Source organism: Comamonas sp. CMM02 (assembly GCF_014851485.1).
GTDB classification, from domain to species: Bacteria; Pseudomonadota; Gammaproteobacteria; order Burkholderiales; family Burkholderiaceae_C; genus Comamonas; species Comamonas avium.
This window is the reverse complement of the sequence record NZ_JACUZW010000003.1, coordinates 247,516-268,750: the sequence shown is the minus strand read 5'-3', so window position 1 is coordinate 268,750 and position 21,235 is coordinate 247,516. Positions and strand designations below refer to the sequence as shown.

General features: G+C 52.8%; 22 protein-coding genes. 14 read left to right on the top strand and 8 right to left on the bottom strand.

Annotated features, from left to right (window positions below; genetic code table 11):
- The first annotated feature begins 8 nt into the window (after window positions 1-8).
- The 8 genes from IB213_RS10750 (at window position 9) to IB213_RS10715 (ending at window position 8,499) form a co-directional block, all read left to right on the top strand.
- Entirely contained in the window at window positions 9-1,253 is a 1,245-nt protein-coding gene (locus tag IB213_RS10750; RefSeq protein WP_191724475.1) for an ABC transporter substrate-binding protein, read from the top strand.
- A complete protein-coding gene (locus IB213_RS10745; protein WP_192406441.1) occupies window positions 1,250-2,371 on the top strand; it encodes an SDR family oxidoreductase in 1,122 nt (373 codons plus the stop codon). Before IB213_RS10750 ends, IB213_RS10745 begins: the two co-directional genes overlap by 4 nt.
- Before the next feature lie 328 nt (window positions 2,372-2,699).
- Window positions 2,700-3,176, top strand: a complete 477-nt coding sequence (locus IB213_RS10740) for an NUDIX domain-containing protein (RefSeq protein WP_225214277.1) — start codon at window positions 2,700-2,702, stop codon at window positions 3,174-3,176.
- Window positions 3,177-3,406: 230 nt separating this feature from the next.
- Window positions 3,407-3,934 carry a hypothetical protein gene (locus tag IB213_RS10735; RefSeq protein ID WP_192406439.1) on the top strand — a complete coding sequence of 176 codons (528 nt, stop codon included), beginning with the start codon at window positions 3,407-3,409 and terminating at the stop codon, window positions 3,932-3,934.
- A gap of 39 nt (window positions 3,935-3,973) precedes the next feature.
- A complete protein-coding gene (locus IB213_RS10730) occupies window positions 3,974-4,372 on the top strand; it encodes a DUF6678 family protein (RefSeq protein ID WP_370551210.1) in 399 nt (132 codons plus the stop codon).
- A 414-nt stretch (window positions 4,373-4,786) separates the two neighbouring features.
- Window positions 4,787-5,065 carry a hypothetical protein gene (locus IB213_RS10725; protein ID WP_192406435.1) on the top strand — a complete coding sequence of 93 codons (279 nt, stop codon included), beginning with the start codon at window positions 4,787-4,789 and terminating at the stop codon, window positions 5,063-5,065.
- 524 nt (window positions 5,066-5,589) lie between these two features.
- Window positions 5,590-6,963: a diaminobutyrate--2-oxoglutarate transaminase gene (locus IB213_RS10720; RefSeq protein WP_192406434.1), complete on the top strand. Its 1,374-nt coding sequence runs from the start codon at window positions 5,590-5,592 to the stop codon at window positions 6,961-6,963.
- A gap of 3 nt (window positions 6,964-6,966) precedes the next feature.
- A complete protein-coding gene (locus tag IB213_RS10715) occupies window positions 6,967-8,499 on the top strand; it encodes an aspartate aminotransferase family protein (RefSeq protein WP_192406432.1) in 1,533 nt (510 codons plus the stop codon).
- 121 nt (window positions 8,500-8,620) lie between these two features.
- Here IB213_RS10715 and IB213_RS10710 read toward each other — a convergent pair whose 3' ends face one another.
- From IB213_RS10710 to IB213_RS10690, 5 genes are all read right to left on the bottom strand, one after another.
- Complete coding sequence (locus tag IB213_RS10710) at window positions 8,621-9,391, bottom strand: hypothetical protein (RefSeq protein ID WP_192406430.1); 771 nt, start codon at window positions 9,389-9,391, stop codon at window positions 8,621-8,623.
- Between the two features lie 483 nt (window positions 9,392-9,874).
- Entirely contained in the window at window positions 9,875-11,284 is a 1,410-nt protein-coding gene (locus IB213_RS10705) for a hypothetical protein (RefSeq protein WP_225561072.1), read from the bottom strand.
- Between the two features lie 343 nt (window positions 11,285-11,627).
- Window positions 11,628-12,527 carry a hypothetical protein gene (locus tag IB213_RS10700; protein ID WP_192406428.1) on the bottom strand — a complete coding sequence of 300 codons (900 nt, stop codon included), beginning with the start codon at window positions 12,525-12,527 and terminating at the stop codon, window positions 11,628-11,630.
- Between the two features lie 250 nt (window positions 12,528-12,777).
- Entirely contained in the window at window positions 12,778-13,161 is a 384-nt protein-coding gene (locus IB213_RS18415) for an HNH endonuclease (RefSeq protein WP_225561111.1), read from the bottom strand.
- Between the two features lie 932 nt (window positions 13,162-14,093).
- Window positions 14,094-14,750 carry a hypothetical protein gene (locus IB213_RS10690; RefSeq protein WP_192406424.1) on the bottom strand — a complete coding sequence of 219 codons (657 nt, stop codon included), beginning with the start codon at window positions 14,748-14,750 and terminating at the stop codon, window positions 14,094-14,096.
- A 376-nt stretch (window positions 14,751-15,126) separates the two neighbouring features.
- Here IB213_RS10690 and IB213_RS10685 point away from each other — a divergent pair, with 376 nt between their 5' ends.
- The 6 genes from IB213_RS10685 to IB213_RS10660 all read left to right on the top strand — a co-directional run bounded on the left by IB213_RS10685 (window position 15,127) and on the right by IB213_RS10660 (window position 19,146).
- The gene (locus IB213_RS10685; RefSeq protein WP_225561071.1) at window positions 15,127-15,573 is read left to right on the top strand and encodes a LexA family transcriptional regulator; all 447 of its coding nucleotides are present in this window, start codon (window positions 15,127-15,129) and stop codon (window positions 15,571-15,573) included.
- Window positions 15,574-15,581: 8 nt separating this feature from the next.
- Entirely contained in the window at window positions 15,582-16,433 is an 852-nt protein-coding gene (gene cho / locus IB213_RS10680) for an excinuclease Cho (protein WP_225561070.1), read from the top strand.
- Window positions 16,434-16,723: 290 nt separating this feature from the next.
- Entirely contained in the window at window positions 16,724-17,362 is a 639-nt protein-coding gene (locus tag IB213_RS10675; protein WP_192407141.1) for a LysE family translocator, read from the top strand.
- A 178-nt stretch (window positions 17,363-17,540) separates the two neighbouring features.
- Complete coding sequence (locus tag IB213_RS10670) at window positions 17,541-18,077, top strand: 50S ribosome-binding GTPase (RefSeq protein WP_192406419.1); 537 nt, start codon at window positions 17,541-17,543, stop codon at window positions 18,075-18,077.
- Window positions 18,078-18,280: 203 nt separating this feature from the next.
- Window positions 18,281-18,667, top strand: coding sequence for a VOC family protein (locus IB213_RS10665; protein ID WP_192406412.1), 387 nt, complete (start codon window positions 18,281-18,283; stop codon window positions 18,665-18,667).
- A 116-nt stretch (window positions 18,668-18,783) separates the two neighbouring features.
- The gene (locus tag IB213_RS10660; protein ID WP_191724461.1) at window positions 18,784-19,146 is read left to right on the top strand and encodes a VOC family protein; all 363 of its coding nucleotides are present in this window, start codon (window positions 18,784-18,786) and stop codon (window positions 19,144-19,146) included.
- Between the two features lie 159 nt (window positions 19,147-19,305).
- Here IB213_RS10660 and IB213_RS10655 read toward each other — a convergent pair whose 3' ends face one another.
- The 3 genes from IB213_RS10655 to IB213_RS10645 all read right to left on the bottom strand — a co-directional run bounded on the left by IB213_RS10655 (window position 19,306) and on the right by IB213_RS10645 (window position 21,043).
- Window positions 19,306-19,662 (bottom strand): hypothetical protein, encoded by a 357-nt coding sequence (locus IB213_RS10655; protein ID WP_192406410.1) that lies wholly within the window; start codon window positions 19,660-19,662, stop codon window positions 19,306-19,308.
- A gap of 152 nt (window positions 19,663-19,814) precedes the next feature.
- Window positions 19,815-20,186 carry a hypothetical protein gene (locus IB213_RS10650; RefSeq protein ID WP_191724459.1) on the bottom strand — a complete coding sequence of 124 codons (372 nt, stop codon included), beginning with the start codon at window positions 20,184-20,186 and terminating at the stop codon, window positions 19,815-19,817.
- A 374-nt stretch (window positions 20,187-20,560) separates the two neighbouring features.
- Window positions 20,561-21,043, bottom strand: a complete 483-nt coding sequence (locus IB213_RS10645) for a hypothetical protein (RefSeq protein WP_192406408.1) — start codon at window positions 21,041-21,043, stop codon at window positions 20,561-20,563.
- Between the last annotated feature and the right edge of the window lie 192 nt (window positions 21,044-21,235).

Sequence of the window (21,235 nt, the reverse complement as noted above, 5' to 3'; positions counted from 1 at the left end):
AGACAACCATGAACCGCCACACTCCCCTGAGTCGCGCCTGCCGCGCGCTGTGCACTAGTCTCGCACTGCTGGCTGCCACGGCCGCCGCTACCGCCCAGGATATGAAAATTTCTGACGACCTGGTGCGCCTGGGCATCCTGACCGACCTGAATGGCCCCTTTGCCGACATCACCGGGCCTGGCAGCGCCGCAGCTATCCAGATGGCCATTGACGACTTCGGCGGCCAGGTACTGGGCAAGAAAATCGAACTGGTGGTGGCAGATCACCAAAACAAGGCCGACATCGCCTCCAGCAAGGCGCGCGAATGGTTCGACACTGGCAAGGTAGACGCCATCATGGATGTAGCCGTCTCCGCCCCCGCGCTCGCGGTGCTCGAAATTGCCAAACAAAAACAGAAGGTAATCATCTTCAATGGACCCGGCCTTGACCGCCTGACCAACGACCTGTGCATGCCCAGCACCGTGCACTATGTCTACGACACCTATGCGCTGGCCAACGTGACGGCCAGCGCCATCACGCAACGTGGCGGCAAGGACTGGTTTTTTGTCACGGCTGACTACGCCTTCGGCCACAGCCTGCAGGAGCAGGCCAGCGCCGTGGTGACGGCCCAGGGTGGCAAAGTGCTGGGGGCCGCCAAACACCCCATTGGCGCGACGGACTTCGCCTCATTCCTGCTGAGTGCTCAGAGCAGCAAGGCCCAGGTCGTTGGGCTGGCCAACGCGGGTAGTGACACTGTGAACACCATCAAGGCAGCGCGCGAGTTCGGCCTGACCACGGGCAAGAACAAGCAGACATTGGCAGGTCTGCTCATGTACATCAACGATATTCATGCCATAGGCCTGCGCACGGCTGGCGGTCTGATGCTCACCGAAGGCTTTTACTGGGACATGAACGATGAGACGCGTGCCTGGTCCAAGCGCTACTTCGAAAAAATGAAAAAAATGCCCAACATGAGTCAGGCGGGCGCCTATTCCTCAACCATGCACTACCTGAAGGCCGTGCAGGCCAGCAAGACCGACGAAACGGCGCAGGTCATGGCCAAGATGAAGTCCACCCCCATCAACGACTTCTTCGCCAAGAATGGCCGCATCCGCGAAGACGGTCGCATGGTGCATGACATGTACCTGTTCGAGGTCAAGTCGCAGGATGAGTCCAAATACCCCTGGGACTACTACAAGCTCATGGCCACAGTGCCCGGCGACAAGGCGTTCCTGCCGCTGTCGCAGTCTAAGTGCTCCATGGTGAAAAAATGACGAACACAGTACTCATTGTGGGCGCCACAGGCGTCGTAGGCCAAGCCTGCCTCCGTCACTTCGCAGCCCTGCCCGGCTGGCGCGCCGTGGGCGTGGCACGCCGTGCCATCGACCTGCCAGTGGGCGCATCCGCGCTACAGCTAGACTTGCAAGACTCGGCAGCCTGCCAGGCTGTGCTGGGTGCGCGGGACGACATCACCCATGTGGTCTATGCCGCCGTGTACGAACAGCCCGGCGGGCTGGTCGGCGGTTGGCGTGACCAGGAGCAGATGGGCATCAACCTCCAAATGCTGCGCAATGTGGTCGAGCCGCTGGACCGCCACGGCGGCCCGCTGCGCCACGTAACCATCATGCAGGGCGGCAAGGCCTACGGCGTGCATATCCACCCACAGCTAGCTGTGCCCGCACGCGAACGCTGGCCGCGCGACCCACACGAGAACTTCTACTGGCTGCAGGAAGACTTCCTGCGCGAGCGCCAAGCCAAGCGCCAATGGCACTTCACCATCATGCGCCCGCGCATCGTGTTCGGCGACGCGGCGGGTAGCAACATGAATCCCATCCCAGCCATCGGCGTATATGCATGGCTGCGTCACGAGCAGGGCCTGCCGCTGGCCTATCCCGGAGGCCCGGCGCGCGTGAACCAGGCTGTCGACGCTGATCTGATCGCCCAGGCCTGCGCCTGGGCCGCCGAGTCGCCCAACGCACGCAACGAGACCTTCAACCTAGAAAACGGCGACGTGTTCGTATGGCAAAACGTCTGGCCCACCATCGCAGACGCACTGGGCATCCCTATGGGTGAGCCTGAGCCCCACTCGGTGGCTACCGCGCTGGCCAATCAGCAGCCCGCTTGGGAGCGCTTGGTGGACAAGTACCGGCTGGCAGTGCCACGTGATCTGACCGCCTTTATCGGCCAGGGCGCGGCATATGCCGACTTTCAGATGAACCATGGAAAAACCGGCTCTCTGCCACCGGTGATCATGAGCTCGGTAAAGATCCGTCAGGCGGGCTTTCATGCCTGCATGGACAGCGAGGATATGTTCCGCAAATGGTTCGGCCAATTGCAGCAGCGCCGCCTACTGCCCACGGTAGCGCAGGCGCGTGGAGCACAGCATGCTTAGCAGTGATGGCAGCTCTGGTCGAGCATGAACTCGTTGCAGGTGATTCAAGGATAGCCGGGGGATGTCTACCCGACTGAGGCAGTCCATTGCGGGAATCCTGCAATCAAGTTTGCTCAAATCAAGCCACCCCCTTTGTGGCAAACCTGCAAACTGCAATCAAGCCACGAGCGCTACACCTCATCAGTCAGGTACAGCCAAAAAGCGGCGTGCTTGCGCACGTGCTCCGTCGTAGATTTGCTTCGCCATAGTCGGTGACAAACTAGCATGCAGGTCATGCATCGACTCACTTAATCGCGGGGCCCATCGGCAGAAATTTGCGTGTTCGGTGATGGCCTTCTTACTGCCAGAAGCAGCCATCGGCGCAGATGAAAATAGTGCCATGAAACCGGAAACTCCATTACACCCAGGCAAGGCCTGTCCAGTGGTCATTCGAGGCCAAGGCGCTATCGAAATATTAGCTTTTGAGCACCCACTTGCAGGTCTGCAACTTGTCAAGGGAACGATTGAGTCTGGCGAAAGTTCCAGAGATGCTGCACTGCGTGAATTACGCGAAGAAAGTGGACTGATTGCGTCAAATGTCTCCGCAGACTTGGGAATTTGGACTTCTGGCTACGCGAACCAAATATGGGCATTTCATCTATGTGAAGTAGATTGCCCACCTCAATCTTGGAGTCATCGCACTAGCGACGATGGTGGGCATGACTTCAAGTTCTTTTGGTATCCATTGTCACAACAGCCAAATGATCAATGGCACTGGCTGTTCCAGGGTGCTCTGAAATATATCGCCGCCAAATTACTCGTGTGACGCAGCCAGTGGGCATCCATCGACCAGAGTCAGCCTCACCCGCCCAGAACACGACAGCCGACCATTGCTTACCTGAGCACATCACAAACTGCGATCTTGAATTTTTCAGGCTGGTCTAAAAAGACAGTGCCGCCCTGTTCACTATCATTGCCGCAATCAAATTTTTACTCGAACGACAAGCCTGCGTGGAGTGTCGTCTCCACCTAGTTAGCCCTCAGGAGAAATCTGCCTTGTTCGGCCTATTCAACAAGAAACAGCCGCCGCCCGAGCGACCCAGGCAATTGCCGCCGGTTCCGGACTGGCGCCCGCAAATCATTCAACCGCTGGAGCGCATCGTTGAGCGCTTGCGCTTTTACACAAACGGGGCGCGCGACTTCGCAGTCTTTGAACACGGAACAGCTGCAATACTTCCAGAAGGCCTTTCTGATGGCGAAGCCACTAAGCATGCCGAACTGGCCCTGCACAGCGTCTTTCATGCCCACCCCGACATGAACCCGATGAATATGAAGGACGGCAATATCCTCATCCAGTACAACCATGACGTGGCCAGCCTCGTGCTGTCAGATGTTGTCGAGCAGAACTGGGCCGAGATTGACAAGCAGCATCAACGCGCCCTTGCCACTTCGGAAGTCTTGATCAGCTCGCTTGGGCACAACGTGTTTGACGACTTCGGAAAGAAGGCATTGTTTGGGCGGTGCTTCATGTTCATGGATGCTCAATCTCCAAGAGTCACCCATATTGAGCGCCATGAGGGCTAACCAGTCGCTCGCGGCTCAGCTTCAGCGTTAGGCCTTCCCATGTATGACTCAGACAAACACAGGCTTGATGTTCGAGAGGCCCTGACAAACCGGGGGCTGGGCTCGTATATGAATGACACCAAATGGCGAAAACTCATTGCCGAAATTGCAAGACTTCCATTTCCTCCGCCTTACCAGCGAAAGGATGTGCTTCAGTTAGTGCCCGAGCCAGAAACCTTTGATTCTGACGTTAGCTATCTTGGTGATTGGACCGAAGGAATTCATCCATTGTTTTCGATTGAATGGATTCGAATCCGCCCAAGATATGTTCGACATGCTGCCCAGCTGCTCCCTAAAGTCGTTATCGATTGCCAGACCGATCTGGAGTTTGCATTGCAATCGCTTCGGCAGCCCTACGAAAAGTCTAATGGCTCAATTTGGATTTATGGCTACCGGTAGACAACGCCGTTATCAGCAGCCCCGTTCGGAAGCGAAAACCATGGCTGAACCGAGAAAATTTCTGGGCTTGGTATTCAACAAAAAATCCCTCGAAAGATGGCTTTTTGTTGCTGCACACGGCACCTACTGATGCCGCGATGCCAGGCACCTCTGTTGTAGCCTCTCGATGGCATCCGGCGGCATCGGCGCGGTTATCATGGATCGGTACTGCATGCACTCGGGTGTCTCGACTGACGGCTGGGGCGCGCTGGGGCTGCTCGTGCAGCCAGTAATTGCCAGACAGGTGACCGCGATGGCCGTTTGAAAGATATTCATATGGAAGTCTTTTGAAACAATGCCCTGCGAGTGGGTTGATAGCTGAAACATTGTTCTGCTAGGATTTATTATCCACAACCTTGCATCTAAGGAGCCGTCATGAGCAATGGGCAACTGGAAGAGCAGATGGACCGTGAAAACGATCAGAAAGTGGCCCGCTTTCTGGGCATCACTTATGAAGAATACATCTCTCTGGAGCCCAGCGTGGAAGAGATGGCTGGTGATGACGATCTGATTTATGGCTATCTAGTTTCCTTTGATGCTCCCATTCCTGCAGACATTGCCGCAAGAATTCGAGGCCTCGATGGTGATGAAGTCACGCTGCCTCCTGCCTTCTTTGATGAAGAAGAAGGCGAACAACAGTGGCCCCAAGGGTGACCCAGTTCGAGAAATAGCATCGAGAAATAGCAAAGCCCTCGAAAGAAGGCTTTTTACTGATTTGCTGCGGCTTCAGTAGTCACTGACAAACCCGTTGCTGCCGTTCATGCTGTGCCAGCAGGTGTAGCCATCCTGCCTTGAACAAAAAATCATGTTCACCAGGCAAGCTGCCACCTCAAGCCAGACAGCACTCATCCCAGGCACCACGTCAGTAGATCCCCGGGCCTGCGTTCCGCTGAACAGCAGTCAGCGCAGTCTGCGGCCCGCGAACTATCTACAAACCGCTGCTCGATTCATCGCTACGACGCCGCTTCAGGGCATTACGTGTGCTGGTCTTGCGCTCCATCTACCGTACGAAACCGCTGGTCTATGGCCCAGACCGAGGGTTTGTGAGGTGTCATTAGGTATCATCGCGCACCTAGTTATGACCAACAAGACAGTCTGACTAGATATAAAGCACCGAGTCAAAGATCACAAGCTCCCCGACTTATTTCTTCTACCCATATCAGAGATGGTAATTCGATATGAGCGTTATTCCAGTAAATCCAGTTTCCACCCCCACTAACAAATACTATTTGACTCGCCAAAGTCAGATGGAATCTAACGTACGTAGTTATCCGCGCAAACTACCGTTAGCAATCGCCAAAGCGCAAGGATGTTGGGTTACCGATGTTGAAGGCACAGATTACCTTGATTGTTTAGCTGGAGCAGGTACCTTAGCGTTGGGGCATAACCATCCTGCTGTTATTCAGAGTATTCAAGATACGGTTGCAAGTGGTCTGCCATTACATACTTTAGACATAACGACACCTTTAAAAGATGCGTTTACTGAAGCATTGCTTGAGCAGTTGCCCGGTGGGAAAGAAGAGTATTGCCTGCAGTTCTGCGGCCCATCTGGTGCAGACGGTACAGAAGCTGCAATTAAGCTTGCAAAGACATATACAGGTCGCAGCACAGTGATCAGCTTCTCGGGTGGCTACCATGGCATGACGCATGGCTCACTGGCAATGACAGGTAACCTGTCGGCTAAAAATGCAGTGAACGGTTTAATGCCAGGCGTGCAGTTCATGCCCTACCCGCACGAATACCGCTGCCCACTGGGTCTTGGCGGTGAAGCGGGTGTTAATGCTTTGACTTACTTCTTCGAAAACTTCATTGAAGACGTAGAAAGTGGTGTAACAAAGCCAGCTGCTGTCATCCTGGAAGCCATTCAAGGTGAAGGCGGCGTGGTGACTGCGCCTGCGAAATGGTTGAAGAAAATTCGCGAGGTCACTGAAAAGCACGACATTGTGCTGATTCTTGACGAAGTTCAAGCAGGCTTTGCGCGTTCGGGAAAAATGTTTGCATTCGAACATGCGGGCATCGAGCCAGATATTGTGGTGATGTCTAAAGCCGTAGGCGGTAGCCTGCCACTTGCAGTGCTCGGTATCAAGCGCAAGTTTGATGTCTGGCAGCCAGCAGGTCACACAGGCACTTTCCGTGGCAACCAATTGGCAATGGGTACTGGTCTTGCAACGCTCAAAACCATCAAAGAAGAAAATCTTGCGAAAAATTCACAAGAGCGTGGCGACTTCTTGCAAGCTGAAATTAAAAAAATGGCGGCTGAGTTCCCATGTATTGGTAACGTGCGTGGCCGTGGCTTAATGATTGGCGTGGAAATTGTAGATGAGCGCCAAGCAGCAGACCATATGGGTTCACTGCCTGCAGATTCTCGACTTGCAGCAGCCATTCAGACGGCATGTTTTAACAACAAATTGTTGTTAGAAAAAGGTGGCCGTAACGGTACAGTAATCCGTTTACTGTGCCCACTGATTATCACGCAAGCAGAATGTGAAGAAGTCATCGCACGCTTTAAGAAATCGGTTGCTCAAGCACTTGTTGCAGTTCGAGGCGCATAACTCATGGTTGATTTTGCAGAACACCGTAGAGCGTTGCTCTGTAATGATGCTGCATCCATTGCTGACTACACGTCGGCAATGGATCAAGCAACGAAAGCCGTTGCAGCATGGTTACAAAACGACAAGATGTACACGGGTGGCAGCATCAAGGAGCTGCGCAGTGCAATTGCTTTTAATCCTTCCAAAGAAGGTCTGGGCGTTGAAAAATCTTTAGAGCGCATGGTTGAGTTGTTCCTCAACAAGAGCTTGAAAGTACATCACCCGCACTCACTCGCGCATTTGCACTGCCCAACAATGGTCACAAGCCAGATTGCAGAAGTGCTGATTAACGCCACCAACCAATCTATGGACTCATGGGATCAAAGCCCTGCTGGTTCATTGATGGAAGTGCAGCTGATTGACTGGTTACGTCAAAAAGTGGGCTATGCAGCAGGTCAAGCCGGTGTCTTCACTTCTGGTGGAACACAGTCGAACCTGATGGGTGTACTTCTTGCTCGTGATGCATGTATTGCTAAAAACTGGAAAGACGAAAACGGCAACCCGTGGTCAGTTCAGCGTGACGGCGTGCCTGCGGACGCAATGCGCAACGTAAAAGTCATCTGTTCTGAAAATGCACACTTCTCTGTGCAAAAGAACATGGCCATGATGGGTATGGGCTTCCAATCCGTCGTGACTGTTCCTGTTGATGCCAACGCACGCATGGACATGCAAGCACTAGACAGCACCATGGCTCGCCTTCAGGCTGAAGGCAAGATTGTTGCGTGTGTGGTTGCAACTGCGGGCACAACCGATGCGGGCGCCATTGATCCACTGCGTCAAGTACGTGATATCAGCAACAAATATGGCGCGTGGATGCATATTGATGCGGCATGGGGTGGTGCTTTAATTCTTTCGAATCATCACCGTGATATGTTGGCTGGCATTGAGCTTTCCGACTCCATCACGCTTGATTTCCACAAGCATTACTTCCAGAGCATCTCTTGTGGCGCCTTCTTGTTAAAAGATGAAGCGAACTATCGTTTCATGCACTACGAAGCAGAGTATTTAAACTCCGCTTATGACGAAGAGCATGGCGTGCCCAATCTGGTATCGAAGTCATTACAAACCACGCGCCGTTTTGATGCGCTGAAACTTTGGATGACTATTGAAGCATTGGGTGAAGATCTGTATGGCTCGATGATTGACCACGGTGTTACTTTAACTCGTGAAGTTGCTGACTACATTGCAGCAACTGACGGTTTAGAAATGCTGGTTGATCCTCAGTTTGCATCGGTATTGTTCCGTGTCATCCCTGAAGGCTACCCAGCAGAACTTCTAGATACGCTGAACCAAAACGTAGCCGATGAACTATTTGCACGTGGTGAAGCAAATATTGGAGTGACAAAAGTTGGTCAAGTTCAATCCCTGAAAATGACCACCCTAAGCCCGGTTGCGACCTTAGACAACGTAAAGAACTTGCTTACCCTTGTGTTAAGCGAAGCGAATCGTATTAAAGAAGCAATCGCGCAAGGTACTTATACGCCTGCAATTGATTAATTGCTGGTGTCGTAAAAAAGGAGCTCAACCGAGCTCCTTTTTTTATGATTAATTATTGGATATTGGCCCATAAAAAGAGCGATGTAGCTCAAACCATACTTGAATCCGTGGGGACTGATGGTCAGAACCGGTGGCCGCTGTCAGCCCAGTTGCCTTCATCGCATTCGCCCTTGAAGTGCTCGATGCCGTCAATGTGAATTCGCCCACTGCGCCTGTCGATATCGACCTTGGGCTTGTTGAGCCCGTTCATGGCATACCTTGCAGTTATGCGATCACTGTTCACCTGGAGTTCGTCCAGGTTCCACCAGTTGTTGTTGCCACCGGAATGAATGGGGGCAATGAGCTTTCCCGTGAGATGAATGCGTCCGCGCTGACCAGTGATTTCAACCTGAACTTCCGAATCGAAGCCCTGTACTCCGTTGGTGATCTCATTGATGGGTTCATAGCGGTCTCGCCTTGAATTCCACCGATAGCCCGAGTGAGCCTCCACGGAAGGCTTGCTGCCCTCACCGTAGCAAATGAGCGTCAGGGTGGTGCTTTGCTCATTGCGCGCTTCGTCCTGCCGACCAAATGCAGTCACAGGCCCTTGCTCACCAGCCTGACCACAGTTCGCTGCGGGAACAGCCTGGATGGCGCTATAGCGTCCGTCCAAAGTTGCGACCTGCACGCACTGACGCTGCTCACCACTCCACCAGAAGGTCCACTTCTCGCCTCGCACAGTATTGCCTTTGATGAACTGATACCCCCTGGCTTCCAGTTGTGTTTCACCAGAGCTTGCGCGCGCGCCGACTAAGTCAGCAATAGCGGAAGGTGCTTGAGCAGATGCCCCACTGGAGATCGTCAAAAGGGCCCCGAGTACAGCAAAAACCAGAACTCCGTTAGAGACATTCATTGCTGTATTTCCTCATGAATAACGACCGGCTAACTTTACGTCAACCTGGCTTGACTACCAGGTAGGTATTTGGATTTATCAGAAGTGGGAGCGGCGCTGAACACGCGAATTGACGCAAATTGCTCCACTGACAAACATCGCATCTAACCTCTGCATGACTGCTTATGGCCGGACTGCGGCACTCGCCGATCGCCCCCTTGCAGCCTTTGAGACTTTGCCGACCTATGACTGCTGCGCAGCGATTGCAGACAGTAATACCAGCAAGTCGAAGTTCCGGCTCCAGCCGACAGATAGCAGTCATTCCGAGTGCCATTACTGCCTGCCCTCAACGGCTGGTTTCTGGTGAGAAGCGGACAGTGGGCTAGAGGCCAGTTCAGCTGGCTCTGAATGGCCGCTATTACGGGATACGTAGTGGTGCTATCGACCCAAAGCGGACGGTGTACTTGATGAATAAATCTGACCAATTTCTCACAGGCCCCGAATTTAAGTGTCAAACCGGGCGCCATAGTCCACTTGCAGATCTTCAACGCGCATTCCAGAGGATAGAAACAGTGCTCCAAACGTACACCCTTCAATGTTCTCAGCGGGTTCATGTGACAGAGGTATTGGTAAGCCCTCCCTAGGATCAAACCGTCCAATGCATTCTCCGCTCACCTGGAAAGGACATCCGTTGAAAACGTTAAATTTCGAAAAACCACATTCGATGCTATTGGTGTGGCGTGCGGACGCAGAAGGGCTACCGAGCAACTGATCATTAAACGCTTGGTAGTGCAGCTCTCCAATCAACTCTGTGGCCATGTCGGCATTTACCGATGATTGAGCCTGATAACGTCCCTCAATTAGCACTGCCGGAATGCGGAATTCCTCAAAGAGCTTCATGAGTTCAACTTCGGTGCCGGTGGGGTAGACCGAAATCCATGGTTGGTCGATCCTGAGTTCCAAGGCTTTCTTCATGATGCGCTGCATAGGCGATATACCAGGAAGGCGCTCAAGTTCGATGAGTGCTTGCAATCGTTCAGAAAGAATCTGATTTAGCCCTTTAAATTGGCAGCTTTCTAGTAGCTGATCGCAGAATGCCGCATAGCGTTCTTGCCAGGCCCCTTCCATATCTATGTTGATCTCTGGTGCAGCTGCGAGCGCATCGGTTAGCAAATAGAACCGCCATGAAGGGTTCGATGCCCGCCATTCCTCTTCTGTAGAGGGTGCCAGTGGCTTCCAACTTATCTGCAAAGAAAGATCGCACAGAATGGGGAACAGCTCGCGTGCGGACTCTCCGCATCGCTCCACAAACCAATCGTATGCCATGGTGTAAACATCAGGAACCCCTGATCTGTCCCATGCAACATCGTGCGACATTCCAAGGATCTGATTTCCGAAAGAGCGTTCAAGGAAAAAGGCGTGACCTTCCAGTATGTCCTTGGTACACAGCTCTCGTGGCCCCTGGGCTGTTGTGATCTCAGGGTTGATTCGCCAAGATTGAGTGATAAGCGTCAGCTTCAAAGCGTCAACTGTCTTAGCGCTGGGGATAGTGACGAACCGAGCTTGGTTCATCTTGTTCTGCTCCTCGAACACTTTGTAGAGGAAATGTGCGTTCTGGTGTACGTCCAAACTCGTATTGCAGTTGGCTAGAGGAATCCTTGGCCCGCCCATAACCGGCCACATCTCTTTCCATTTACGGTGAATGAAGCCTGAAGCTTGCCTGAAACTACTCCATTGAATATGGCCGTAACCTGTGAACAGTGTCTGAAAATAGTGAACGTGCTCGTGGAAATATGTGAGCACGTTCTCATTTGTTGCGGCTTCCGCTGTAAATTTCTCCGCCTTATCGAAAAGGCGCATTTCCATCCGATGGGTAAAAAACGTGCCCAGGGTTGCATTAAGAAAGGAGTCCATTGCATTCCTACAGTTTTTTTCGATGAGCTGGGCGATGAAGCTGACGCCGAGTTTATTTGGTCGCTGCGCTCAGTTGCATGACTGAGTTTGCCTTGACTTACCAGAGACCTATCTACCAGTGAAGCGTCCGGTTTTGGCCGAAAGTACGCCATCGTCGTAATTCCCCAAAGCTGCCCATCAGGGCTGGCAGCAAACCAGCCGGTGACTGCTTTCGCGAGCATTAGTGAAATTGTGCTCCCGGCCAAAAGCGGACAAATGAGGGAGTGAGAAGCAGCCGTCAAAGACCCCCACAAAGCGGAACCCAAGCCGAAGTCATGGACTTTTACATCGTTTTTCCGTCTCGTTAGGCCACCATCCCAGCTAGTGGCGCTAGGTATGGAGCAACTACAGGTCCCAACACTTGCATATGGTCCGCAAGGATCCCCATAAAGCGATGGTACTTCTCCTTAAAAGCCGCAGTTCCACTTGTCGCACGGAGTTCTTCGACAACCCCGCCTAGCTCAGCTTCGAGCGGCTTTGGTAGCTTGGCGGCAACTATCGCGTCGAAGAGCTTAGCGAATAGTTCGGCGTCAGCGCACTTTTGCAGATTCGCGTGTTGAGCGACGTTGGTACTTCCTGAAGACAGGTTCTGTACGTCACCGGTTATGTAAGTATTAAATATGTGCTGAACGGTCTCTTGTGGAACGGGTTTCTCATTTGCCATAGCTTCTCCGGCGGCCGGATTCTGGGCCTCTATCTCAAGTACGAAGTTTAGAACGCGGGTTCGAACACTGTCCAAGGCCGCTACCAGTCCCGAGGCTGGGATGACTTTCCATGCCTGCATGCAGACCATGCGTTCATAGATTCTCTGACCAAAGTGAGCCACTACATCGGGGCTCCAAGGCTCGTGCAATGTTCCCGACTTGCAGTTTGCGACCAGTGATGCCATTGCCGCTATAGGCTGCGTCATGTAAGAGTGGCCAAAATCCTCACGTAAATCTTCGGGAAGACAAAGCAACGGGATATCCGCATTGCGCAGACCACTCCCGAATGCACCACTGAAATGGCCCTTTGAATTGACACTCAGTATTCTGTACTCAGGTAGGTCGTCAATGTTTTCATAGCCGGATAGCTCATTGTCTATCCAGCGCTTGAAGTCATCGTTGCCAAGGCGTGCCGCCAACACCTTGCATTTGCGAAGTAGCGTCGGCAAATCGATGGACGAATCGATAGCAGCATCTTGAATCTGGCGTAAGAGTGACATGGTGCGTGTTCTAGTGGCCTAAGTCCAGGTAAATGAAGCGCCAAAGGTGCGGACATAGGGCCCAGAGCATCATAGTCGGCTTTAGATTCGATGAATGAATATCTCTTTGGGCTCGATTTGCGACTGTCGCAGACCGGCCAGGAGCTGCCGCTGGGGGTAAGAAGAAGCGGGCACCCAACGTGGAGAAAAGGGGCGTGCCACCGGCAATCGGAGTGTCCCAGCAGCCTAAGGCCACACCTTGACCGCAGGGTTAAGTCTCGCTTCGCAGCACCTTTTTGAGTGCGTCGATGGTCATTGGCTGTGCAGCGCTACGATGAAGCATTGCGTGGCAGTTGGGGCAGACTGGCCTTAGATCTTCTTCTGGATTGAGCTGGTACTCTTGCCCAATGGAAGCGAGTGGAAGCAAATGGTGAACGTGAATGTACCCACGTCCCAGTTCGCCGTACCTTCGCTCAAAGTCGAACCCACATACGGCACAGCAGACTCCCCAGCGCTTGAGACAACGCGCTCGTGCCGAAGGGTCTCGCTCGTACGCGTTGATTGTGATCTGACGCTTCGCGCCTTCGCTGACAGTAGCGCCAGGAGCAATCTCTTCTGGAATGCTCTCGTCTGTTGCGAAGCCCCACCGAATCATTGCGGAAGCGCCTTCACGCCAGTCTAGCGCGTGTGCTGGCCCTCGATATGAGAAAGCATCTCTGTTTTTCTCTCGAAAAAATATGTGAACAGGACTCGTGTTGGAAATGAGCGCAGCGGGCACCTTATGAGTAAACTTCGCTCCCTTTCGGGTGTGCCACACAAGCTCGTCCCCTTCAAAGTGGTTGTCGTAGTTTGGGCCAGTACGTCCCGCTACCTGAATGTTGCAAAAAATGTAGTGCTCTCCGCTATGAGTGACGTGACCTGTGAACCAGGCACCACCGGTGTCAGTAACTCCCAGTGCACTCATGATGTCACCGCGTGTATAGGTTCGGTCTGTCTTGTAGTTTGCCATTCTCTCTTCCGGGCGTGGTCCATAGTTCAGGCGGGCATTTGCAAGCCCGTTTCGACACACACCTTGCGCCAGCACTTTGTTGCAGTCGAGGCAGGTGCGGGAGCGCTGCTAGGGTATTTGTGCATGAGTGCGGCCATGATATCTATACCGATGTCCTGAAAGTTGCTGCCGGCGGATCCTCCAGCCCATTGGATGCCTTGGCGTTGGACTTGCCATCATGCTGAATGACGGCTCTGGAGCTTCTATCTGGATGGCGGTTCAGGGTCGATAGCACCACTTCAACGCATGCAAAAGCTGTCGCTTGACCTGACGCGGGACGAGTGACAGCTTTGATGCGTGAAGCGGATCTGCAAGGAAGCTTCATTGCAATGACTGCTCTGGGTGGCAGCAGTCATTGACCATATTGAGTTGATCGACTGCAACCAGCCTGGAGCATTGCGCTAGGCAAAGTTGGTGACCGACTGCTTATGGACGGACTGCGGCAGGCGCAAATCAACCCACTACAGACATTCGCTAACGCGGAAGGCAAGGGTCACGCGGAAAGCCGGCCCCACTTTGCCAAAAGGTCAGCCCCATGGCTACCTCAGTTCAAAGTCTTTACCAAAGAAACTCGATTTGAACAATCTGAAGCTGGCTTTGCTGGTATCAAGCTCTGGCACTTTCTTCTTTTGATCTGCCAAATATTCATTGAAGCTCTCTCTATCCTTAAGATAGTAGCGCCACAAGCCTGGTTCTTCAGCGCAATCAATATAGAAGTGGCCAATGTAGACGACCTCTCCAGCGCCGACGTTAAATGTGCCCGCAAAGGCAGAGCCTTCTTTAAGCAGCACTTCTCGGCCAGCTTTGGCTATCCCGACATCTCTGACTGATCTAGCAACTTTGATGTGCAGCTTACTCAACGCGTATTGCCCAGGTTCGACCAAGAACGCATAGTCATCAAATCGAGGTTTGGTCAATAGCAATGGCGCATCGTCGAGCAAAAGATCAGCGCCTTCATCATCGACAGGCCGCGTGGACGGAAAGAGGTCGAAGCCCAGCAATCGAAGCTGGGCGTTCTCAAAACCGGCACATTTCCACTTTCTGTCCCAACGAACAGAAAGCAGAACAACCCCCTTCTTTGCTCCGTCCTGCATGTAGTTTTCACTCGTAAGTGGCAAGCTTTGTGCCATGGTGCCAATACTTGTCAGCGAAAAACTGATTGCAGAAATAAGCCTGAATAAATGTTTAAGCGACATAACTTGGGCTACCTAGATTTAAAGCGGCTAACACCACCTAGCAAATCGCAGATTTGCGACGGAGACGAGACGTGAAGCCGTAGGCAGTACAGGCGTACGACAAGGCGAAACAACGACGAATCAGAGGTGGTGTTAGCGGCTCTTAGAAGACAAGCGACAGGCATGTCTGGTTCGCCTGAAACTGTAGGAGCTTGCAACCTGGCAGGCAAATTAGATGTGGCAGTGTTTAGACAAACCTTTAAACCTTGATCCAGGTCTTTGATGGGTACACCAAATCAATGACTGCAAGGCCACTTCTGGCCGAAACCACCAACAAGATGCCCGGCATCAGGCTTGCGTTACAAGTCAAATATCAGCATCGCTGTACACTGTATGCATGTACAGCAATCGTCTTTTGGCCGGCATGCCCGTGCCCATCACCGCCTCCTCCATCACCTTGCCATTGCTGGACTGTGCGGTGCACCGGGGCATCACCCCCTCTACTGCACAAGACTTCAGCGGCAAGCAACTCGATATCTCTGCCCTGCTGGTTGAGCACCCGCAGAGCACCTGCCTTTTGCGCGTGGCTGGCCCCTCGATGCAGGAATACGGTATGGTTGATGGCGATCTGATCGTGGTGGATCGCGTCATTCAAGCGCGCCATGGCCACATCGTGGTGGCTATCGTGGACAGCGAGTTCACAGTGAAGTATCTGTACCAGGCGGACGGTGTCACCCACCTCAAGGCGGGCGACCCCAGCTGCCCTGACATCGTCCTCAAGGACGAGTACGCCATCGAAATCTGGGGCGTAGTCACCTCCTGCATCAAACGCTTCAGCAAGTAATCATGCACATGCCCGCACGCAGAAGGCCCGAGTTTGACGAGGCTCGCATCTACGAATACCCGGAGCACCTGCGCGCCTCGCTGCTGGACATGCCTGCCAAGCCCGGTGTGTACATTTTTCATGCCGCCGAAGGCACCCTGCCCCTGTACATAGGCAAGAGCGTCAATCTGCGCTCCCGGCTGCTTTCCCACATGCGCAATGCTGACGAAGCCCGCATGCTGCGCCAGGCTGCACGCATCAGCTACATCCGCACGGCTGGAGAAATTGGCGCGCTGCTGCTGGAAGCCCAGCTCATCAAACAGCTGCAACCCCTTTACAACCAAAAGCTTCGCCGCAATCGCCAGCTGTGCGCATTGCGCCTGAGCGAGGGCAAGCCCGAGGTCGTGTATTCACGCGACATGGACTTTGCGGTGGAGCCTGATCTTTATGGCCTGTTTGGCAGCCGCACCAGTGCGCTGCAGGGCTTGCGCGATCTGGCCGACATGCACAAGCTTTGCTACGCCGCTCTCGGTTTAGAAAAACTCCCCAAAGGCCGCGCCTGCTTCAGAGCCATGCTCAACCAGTGCAATGGCGTGTGCTGTGGCCGCGAAAGCGAAGCCGATCATGCCCAGCGCCTGGTCAGCGCGCTGGAGACATTGCGTGTAGCCACCTGGCCCTACCCTGGCGCCATTGGTCTTGAAGAAACCTGCGACGACATGCAGCAGATCCACGTGGTGCGCAACTGGTGCTATCTGGGCAGCGCAGACACCAGACAGGCAGCGCGCAAGCTGGCCAAGGTAGCAGCGGGGTTTGATGCCGATGGCTACAAAATCCTGTGCCGCCCCATCTTGACAGGACAAGCCCGGGTCATTGCCCTGTAGCCCCTGCCCTGCTCGCCCTCGTTAGCGGCAAAACTTCTAAGAGCGGCTAACACAACTGCGCAAACCGAAGGTTTGCGTTTGAGACGAGGCGCAAAGCCGCAGGCAGTACAGCAGTACAGCAGTACAGCAGTACTGCGCTACGACATTGCAACGACGCAGCAAGGGGGTGTGCGCGGCTTTGAGCCAAAACTGCCATCCAATCTCGGCAGGGTATTAGGGGCAAGCATTTTTTGAATGCCTTGACTGAACGAAAATATTTACTGTTTAAGGCAACTAAATTCGCCCCCATCATGACAATCACCCACTGGCTCCTTTTCTGCGGCGTCTCGTTGTTGATGTGTTTCACGCCTGGCCCTGCAGTGCTGCTGGCGATTTCAAACTCGGTGGACGTTGGGGCCAGGCGGACCGCATTCAGTTCGCTGGGCAGCTCGGCTGGTATTTTCGTCATCTCCGCACTGGCGATGATCGGCATGGGGACCATACTCAGCTTGTCCGCGAATGCGTTCCTTGTGATGAAGGTAGCCGGTGCGATGTATCTGATTTGGCTGGGCGTCAAACGCTGGCGCAGCAAGGACGGCCTGTTCAGCAGCGAAGAAGGCCTTGCGCCCTCAGAGCGTCGTGAGCGCAAAAACTGGCAACTGGCTGCGCAGGGGCTGACTGTTTCGCTGACCAATCCCAAGTCAATCCTTTTCTTCTCCGCCTTGTTTCCGCAGTTCATCGTGCCCGGCGCACCACTGTTCACGCAATACTTGCTGCTGACCACGACATTTGCCATTTGCGCGCTGATCTCGCATGCCTTCTATGTGGCACTCATCTCAGTGATCAAAGGCCATGTGGTCGCGCGCGCAAAGCTGTTCAACCGCATCGTAGGCGGCACTTTCATTGCGCTGGGCCTGAGCCTGCTCAAGACTCGGCATAAACTGAGTTGATGGGCGAGGCCAACTGCCGTTGGTAAGCACGACAGTGCTGCATACGCCAAGATGCATGCCGCATGCTTAATGCAGCAGCGGCCCGATGACTCGAAGCCCCCGCCAAGGCGGGCCTTGGCGCCGGTTGCAGACGGCAGCACGGCAGCACGGCCAAAAGCAGACATTGCCACCTGACTTGATGACAACTTTAGATGAGCTGGGCCCACGCATCTGCATTCTGGGGCCGTCAAACAGCGGAAAGTCCACGCTTGCTGAAGCGATCGCTGGTAAACGCGATTTACCCGCGATACATCTGGACCAGCTTTTTCACACGCCACATACAGACTGGATTCCCAGGCCTGCACAAGAGTTCGTTCACCTGCATGACGCGGCAATAGCGCAAGAGCAGTGGGTGATGGATGGCAACTACAGCCGAACGCTGCCGCAGCGCCTGGCCCGTGCAACCGGGCTCATCCTGCTGGATACCCCGACGACCACCAGCCTGTGGCGCTATTTGCGTCGTACATGGTTCGAGCAAGACAGGCCAGGTGCACTCGCTGGGGGACGCGATACGGTGAAGTGGAAAATGCTGCACCACATCGCCGTCGTCACACCGCCCAATCGCCGCCGCTTGCTTGCACTTTACGAGCGCACCGATCTACCCAAGCGCTGCTTGCTGACGACAAGTGCGCTCCATCACTTCTATCTGGCAGAACGACTCGGTGGTGACGCCTAGCCACAAGCAATCGGGGCAAGCAATGGGCGCCAGCAGCTCGGCCAGTTGCCAGCATGGACAAGATTTCACAGCCATGGCTTGGGGGTTATCTAACTGCTACGAAAAGCGCATCGAGATTGATCGGTGCGCGCAACCCATCAGCCAGCGGCAGGCAATCTGGACTACAGTGCCAGCTTGCTCGTTGCCATTGTTTCTGGAGTCCGATGCTGTTCAAGCAACTTGAATCTGTTGTTTTATTTGTCCCCGACATTGACATAGCGGCTTCCTGGTATGCCGACCTGTTTCAAACAGAGGTTCAGCGCGAAAACGCCCAATACGCATTCATTCAGGCGCCGGGATGCCTGCTCGGCTTTCACCCATTGGACAGCAAGTGTCCCGGTGGGCCCGGTGGTACAACGATCTACTGGGAGGTCGCAAATTTGCCAGCAACCATCAGGGAGCTTGAACTAAAAGGTGCCGTCTTATATCGTGGACCCATCACCACCAGCTTTGGCGCAAAGGCAGCAATGCTCCTGGACCCTTTTGGATGCACTCTCGGCTTGAACCAGTCAACGCCACAATCGCTCAATGCCCTCGCAAGGACTGTTTAAGGCCGTGTTGCTGCAATCGCAAACGGCGCATGGCGGCCAATGGTCACGTACGCACAGCCGCGCCACAAGCGACTTCAAAAAATAACTTCGTCTGCCAACCATACATCGTGGCCTCAATGAACATCCGGCTCAGCACCATCATCATCTATGCCAAGGACATGCACCGCAGCGCGCAGTTTTACAGCACCCATTTTGGTTACGAAACCAGCGGCGAGATTAACGAAGGATTGATCGAACTTCACCCGTCTTCCGGGGGCGCTGACATTTTGATCCACAAGGCCGCCAAGAGCCTGAAGCTTGGCTCAGCGGCCATCAAGCTGTCATTTTCAGTTTCTGATGTCCAGGCATTCGTTGATTCCGCCATGCTTGGTGGCCTAGCTTTTGGCGCTGTTCACCAAGCAAATGGCTACGCGTTTGCCAATACAAAAGACCCCGACGGAAACTCGATCAGCGTTTCGAGCCGAATATTTCGCCAGTGACTGCATTCGCTCGCTCCAGTCGCAGCCAGCAGCAAACCGTCATTGCTCAAGGCCCACGGCCTGCAAGCTCTTCTTCATCACCAATACTTTGGTGCCGTGCTTTGGCACCACAAACAGCGCCTCCCAGCCACTCTTGCTCACCGCATAAAAATCGCAAGCTTAGAAACAGCGGGCATCGCAATCGTTCAGATGTGTATAGCCAAGCTTTTTCATGCATGCGTTTATTTGTGTCACGTGAGCATTAAGACCTTCAAAAAATTCTTTGTGTGATTGGCCATTCTGAATTTCATAGCCATAGCGTCCACTTGCAGCACCTCCGCACTCGACCCAAGCTGCCTGCCTACCTTCTCTTGTCATCCCTTCCTTGACCCAGTCCGCACTAAAAGGTTTTTCATTCCTATTCACTGGCCCAACGCTTTCAAGAAGACAGCCAGAAAGCAATAAGGCCGCTGCTACCGTACAAACTATCCGACGCATCATCTCGCCCCCTTTAATAAAATTGAAATGGCCTGCCATACAGCCGGCGGCAACCCTTCAGCTGCGGCAAAAGGTGCCGCCAAAGGAATGGCCCCCACGGTGATGACGTTGCCGTAAATAGCGCGCTCTGGGTAGAAAAAAACAGAAACTATAATCTGACACGAGTTATTATAAATTTATGCGTGTCATCTTTATGGAGCACCGCATGCAGGGCGACTTTTTGCATAATCGCTACTGCAATCACCGTTATAGCGATACCCCTTGTTAATCATGCAGCGCTGCCACACAAGTCTTGCACGATCATAAGCCGCGTCATCATGTTTCGTGTCTTTTGAAATAAAAGTAATATCATCTTGATGCGGTGCACTGGGCAAGAGAGTAGAGCCACATTCCCGAGAGTCGCTCTGCCTGGCGCTTGAAGTTACACCTTCTTTCTCCCAATACTGCAAATAAGGTTTTATATTATGGTTTACCGCATACGGGAAAAGTCCCAGACCAATGCCGCAACCTGTCAATAAAATAGACATCCAGAGCACGGAATTTATTTTCAGGATTCGCTTCATTTAAAGCCCTTTAGAAAGATAGAAACTGCCTTCCATGCCTCTGGCGACAATAGCTCTGCCATTGCGAAGGGGGCGGAAGGAATTAACGCTACCTCTGACCACCGGTCCCGAATAAAGGTTTCTGTTTCGCTCATGCGTCTAACGGATTTCACCCTAGTTTTAAGACCACATCTTTCATGGCGCTGTTGTCAGAATCGTTGGCCTACTTATTCACTTACCGAATAATATCTCTGGTCTAAGCGGTTTTAGCAAAGCCGACAGTGCAGCGTTTAAGCATGCATTAATTACTGGTACTGGGCCTCATTGCTGGCAAGGCCGACCACAAGGCACGAACTGTGAATTCTAAAATTTGTTTGCACAACAGGCGATGCGCTTCAGATTCGCGACCGGCTCTCTATGATTTTTGATATTTCAAATATATCAATAAATTCCGCTGTAAAAACAGCATCTGCATATTCATCAAGATTATCGTCAATCCAGAATTCTCCTTCGCGGATGGAATGTATTTTCACCAAAGCCCCAGCATCATCTGCGACAACTATCGCTTTAATTTTATTTTTATCTGCAGGAAGTTTACAAAAAATTGAATTCACAAACAAAAGAGAATTAATAATATAATCTTTTTTTACGAAATCATCTATATGTATGGAGTTAATAAAACATTCGTACCCTGTTTTATCCTGAAAATTAGATTTACTAGCATTTGTCATTTTCTCAAACTGAGAAAAAATGAAAAAACACCCATCCTCCTCAACAAATCCTTGGTCAATCAAATCTTCTAACTCTTTAGGCAATTGACTGCCTGCATGGTTTGTTTTATTTATAAGATTAATCATTTTTTTATTCATTTTTATCATTTTTTTCTCCTAAATAGCTAAAAAACCCCTTATCTATTGCTTTTCTAAAACCACTATGGCGTTGTTGCATAAATCACTTTCAGGGCGAACTTCCCCAAACCCCAGCCGTGGCTATGCCGCAGCCACCGTACAAACTATTCGACGCATCATTTCACCCCCTTCAGAAAAATTGAAATGGCTTGCCACACCGCC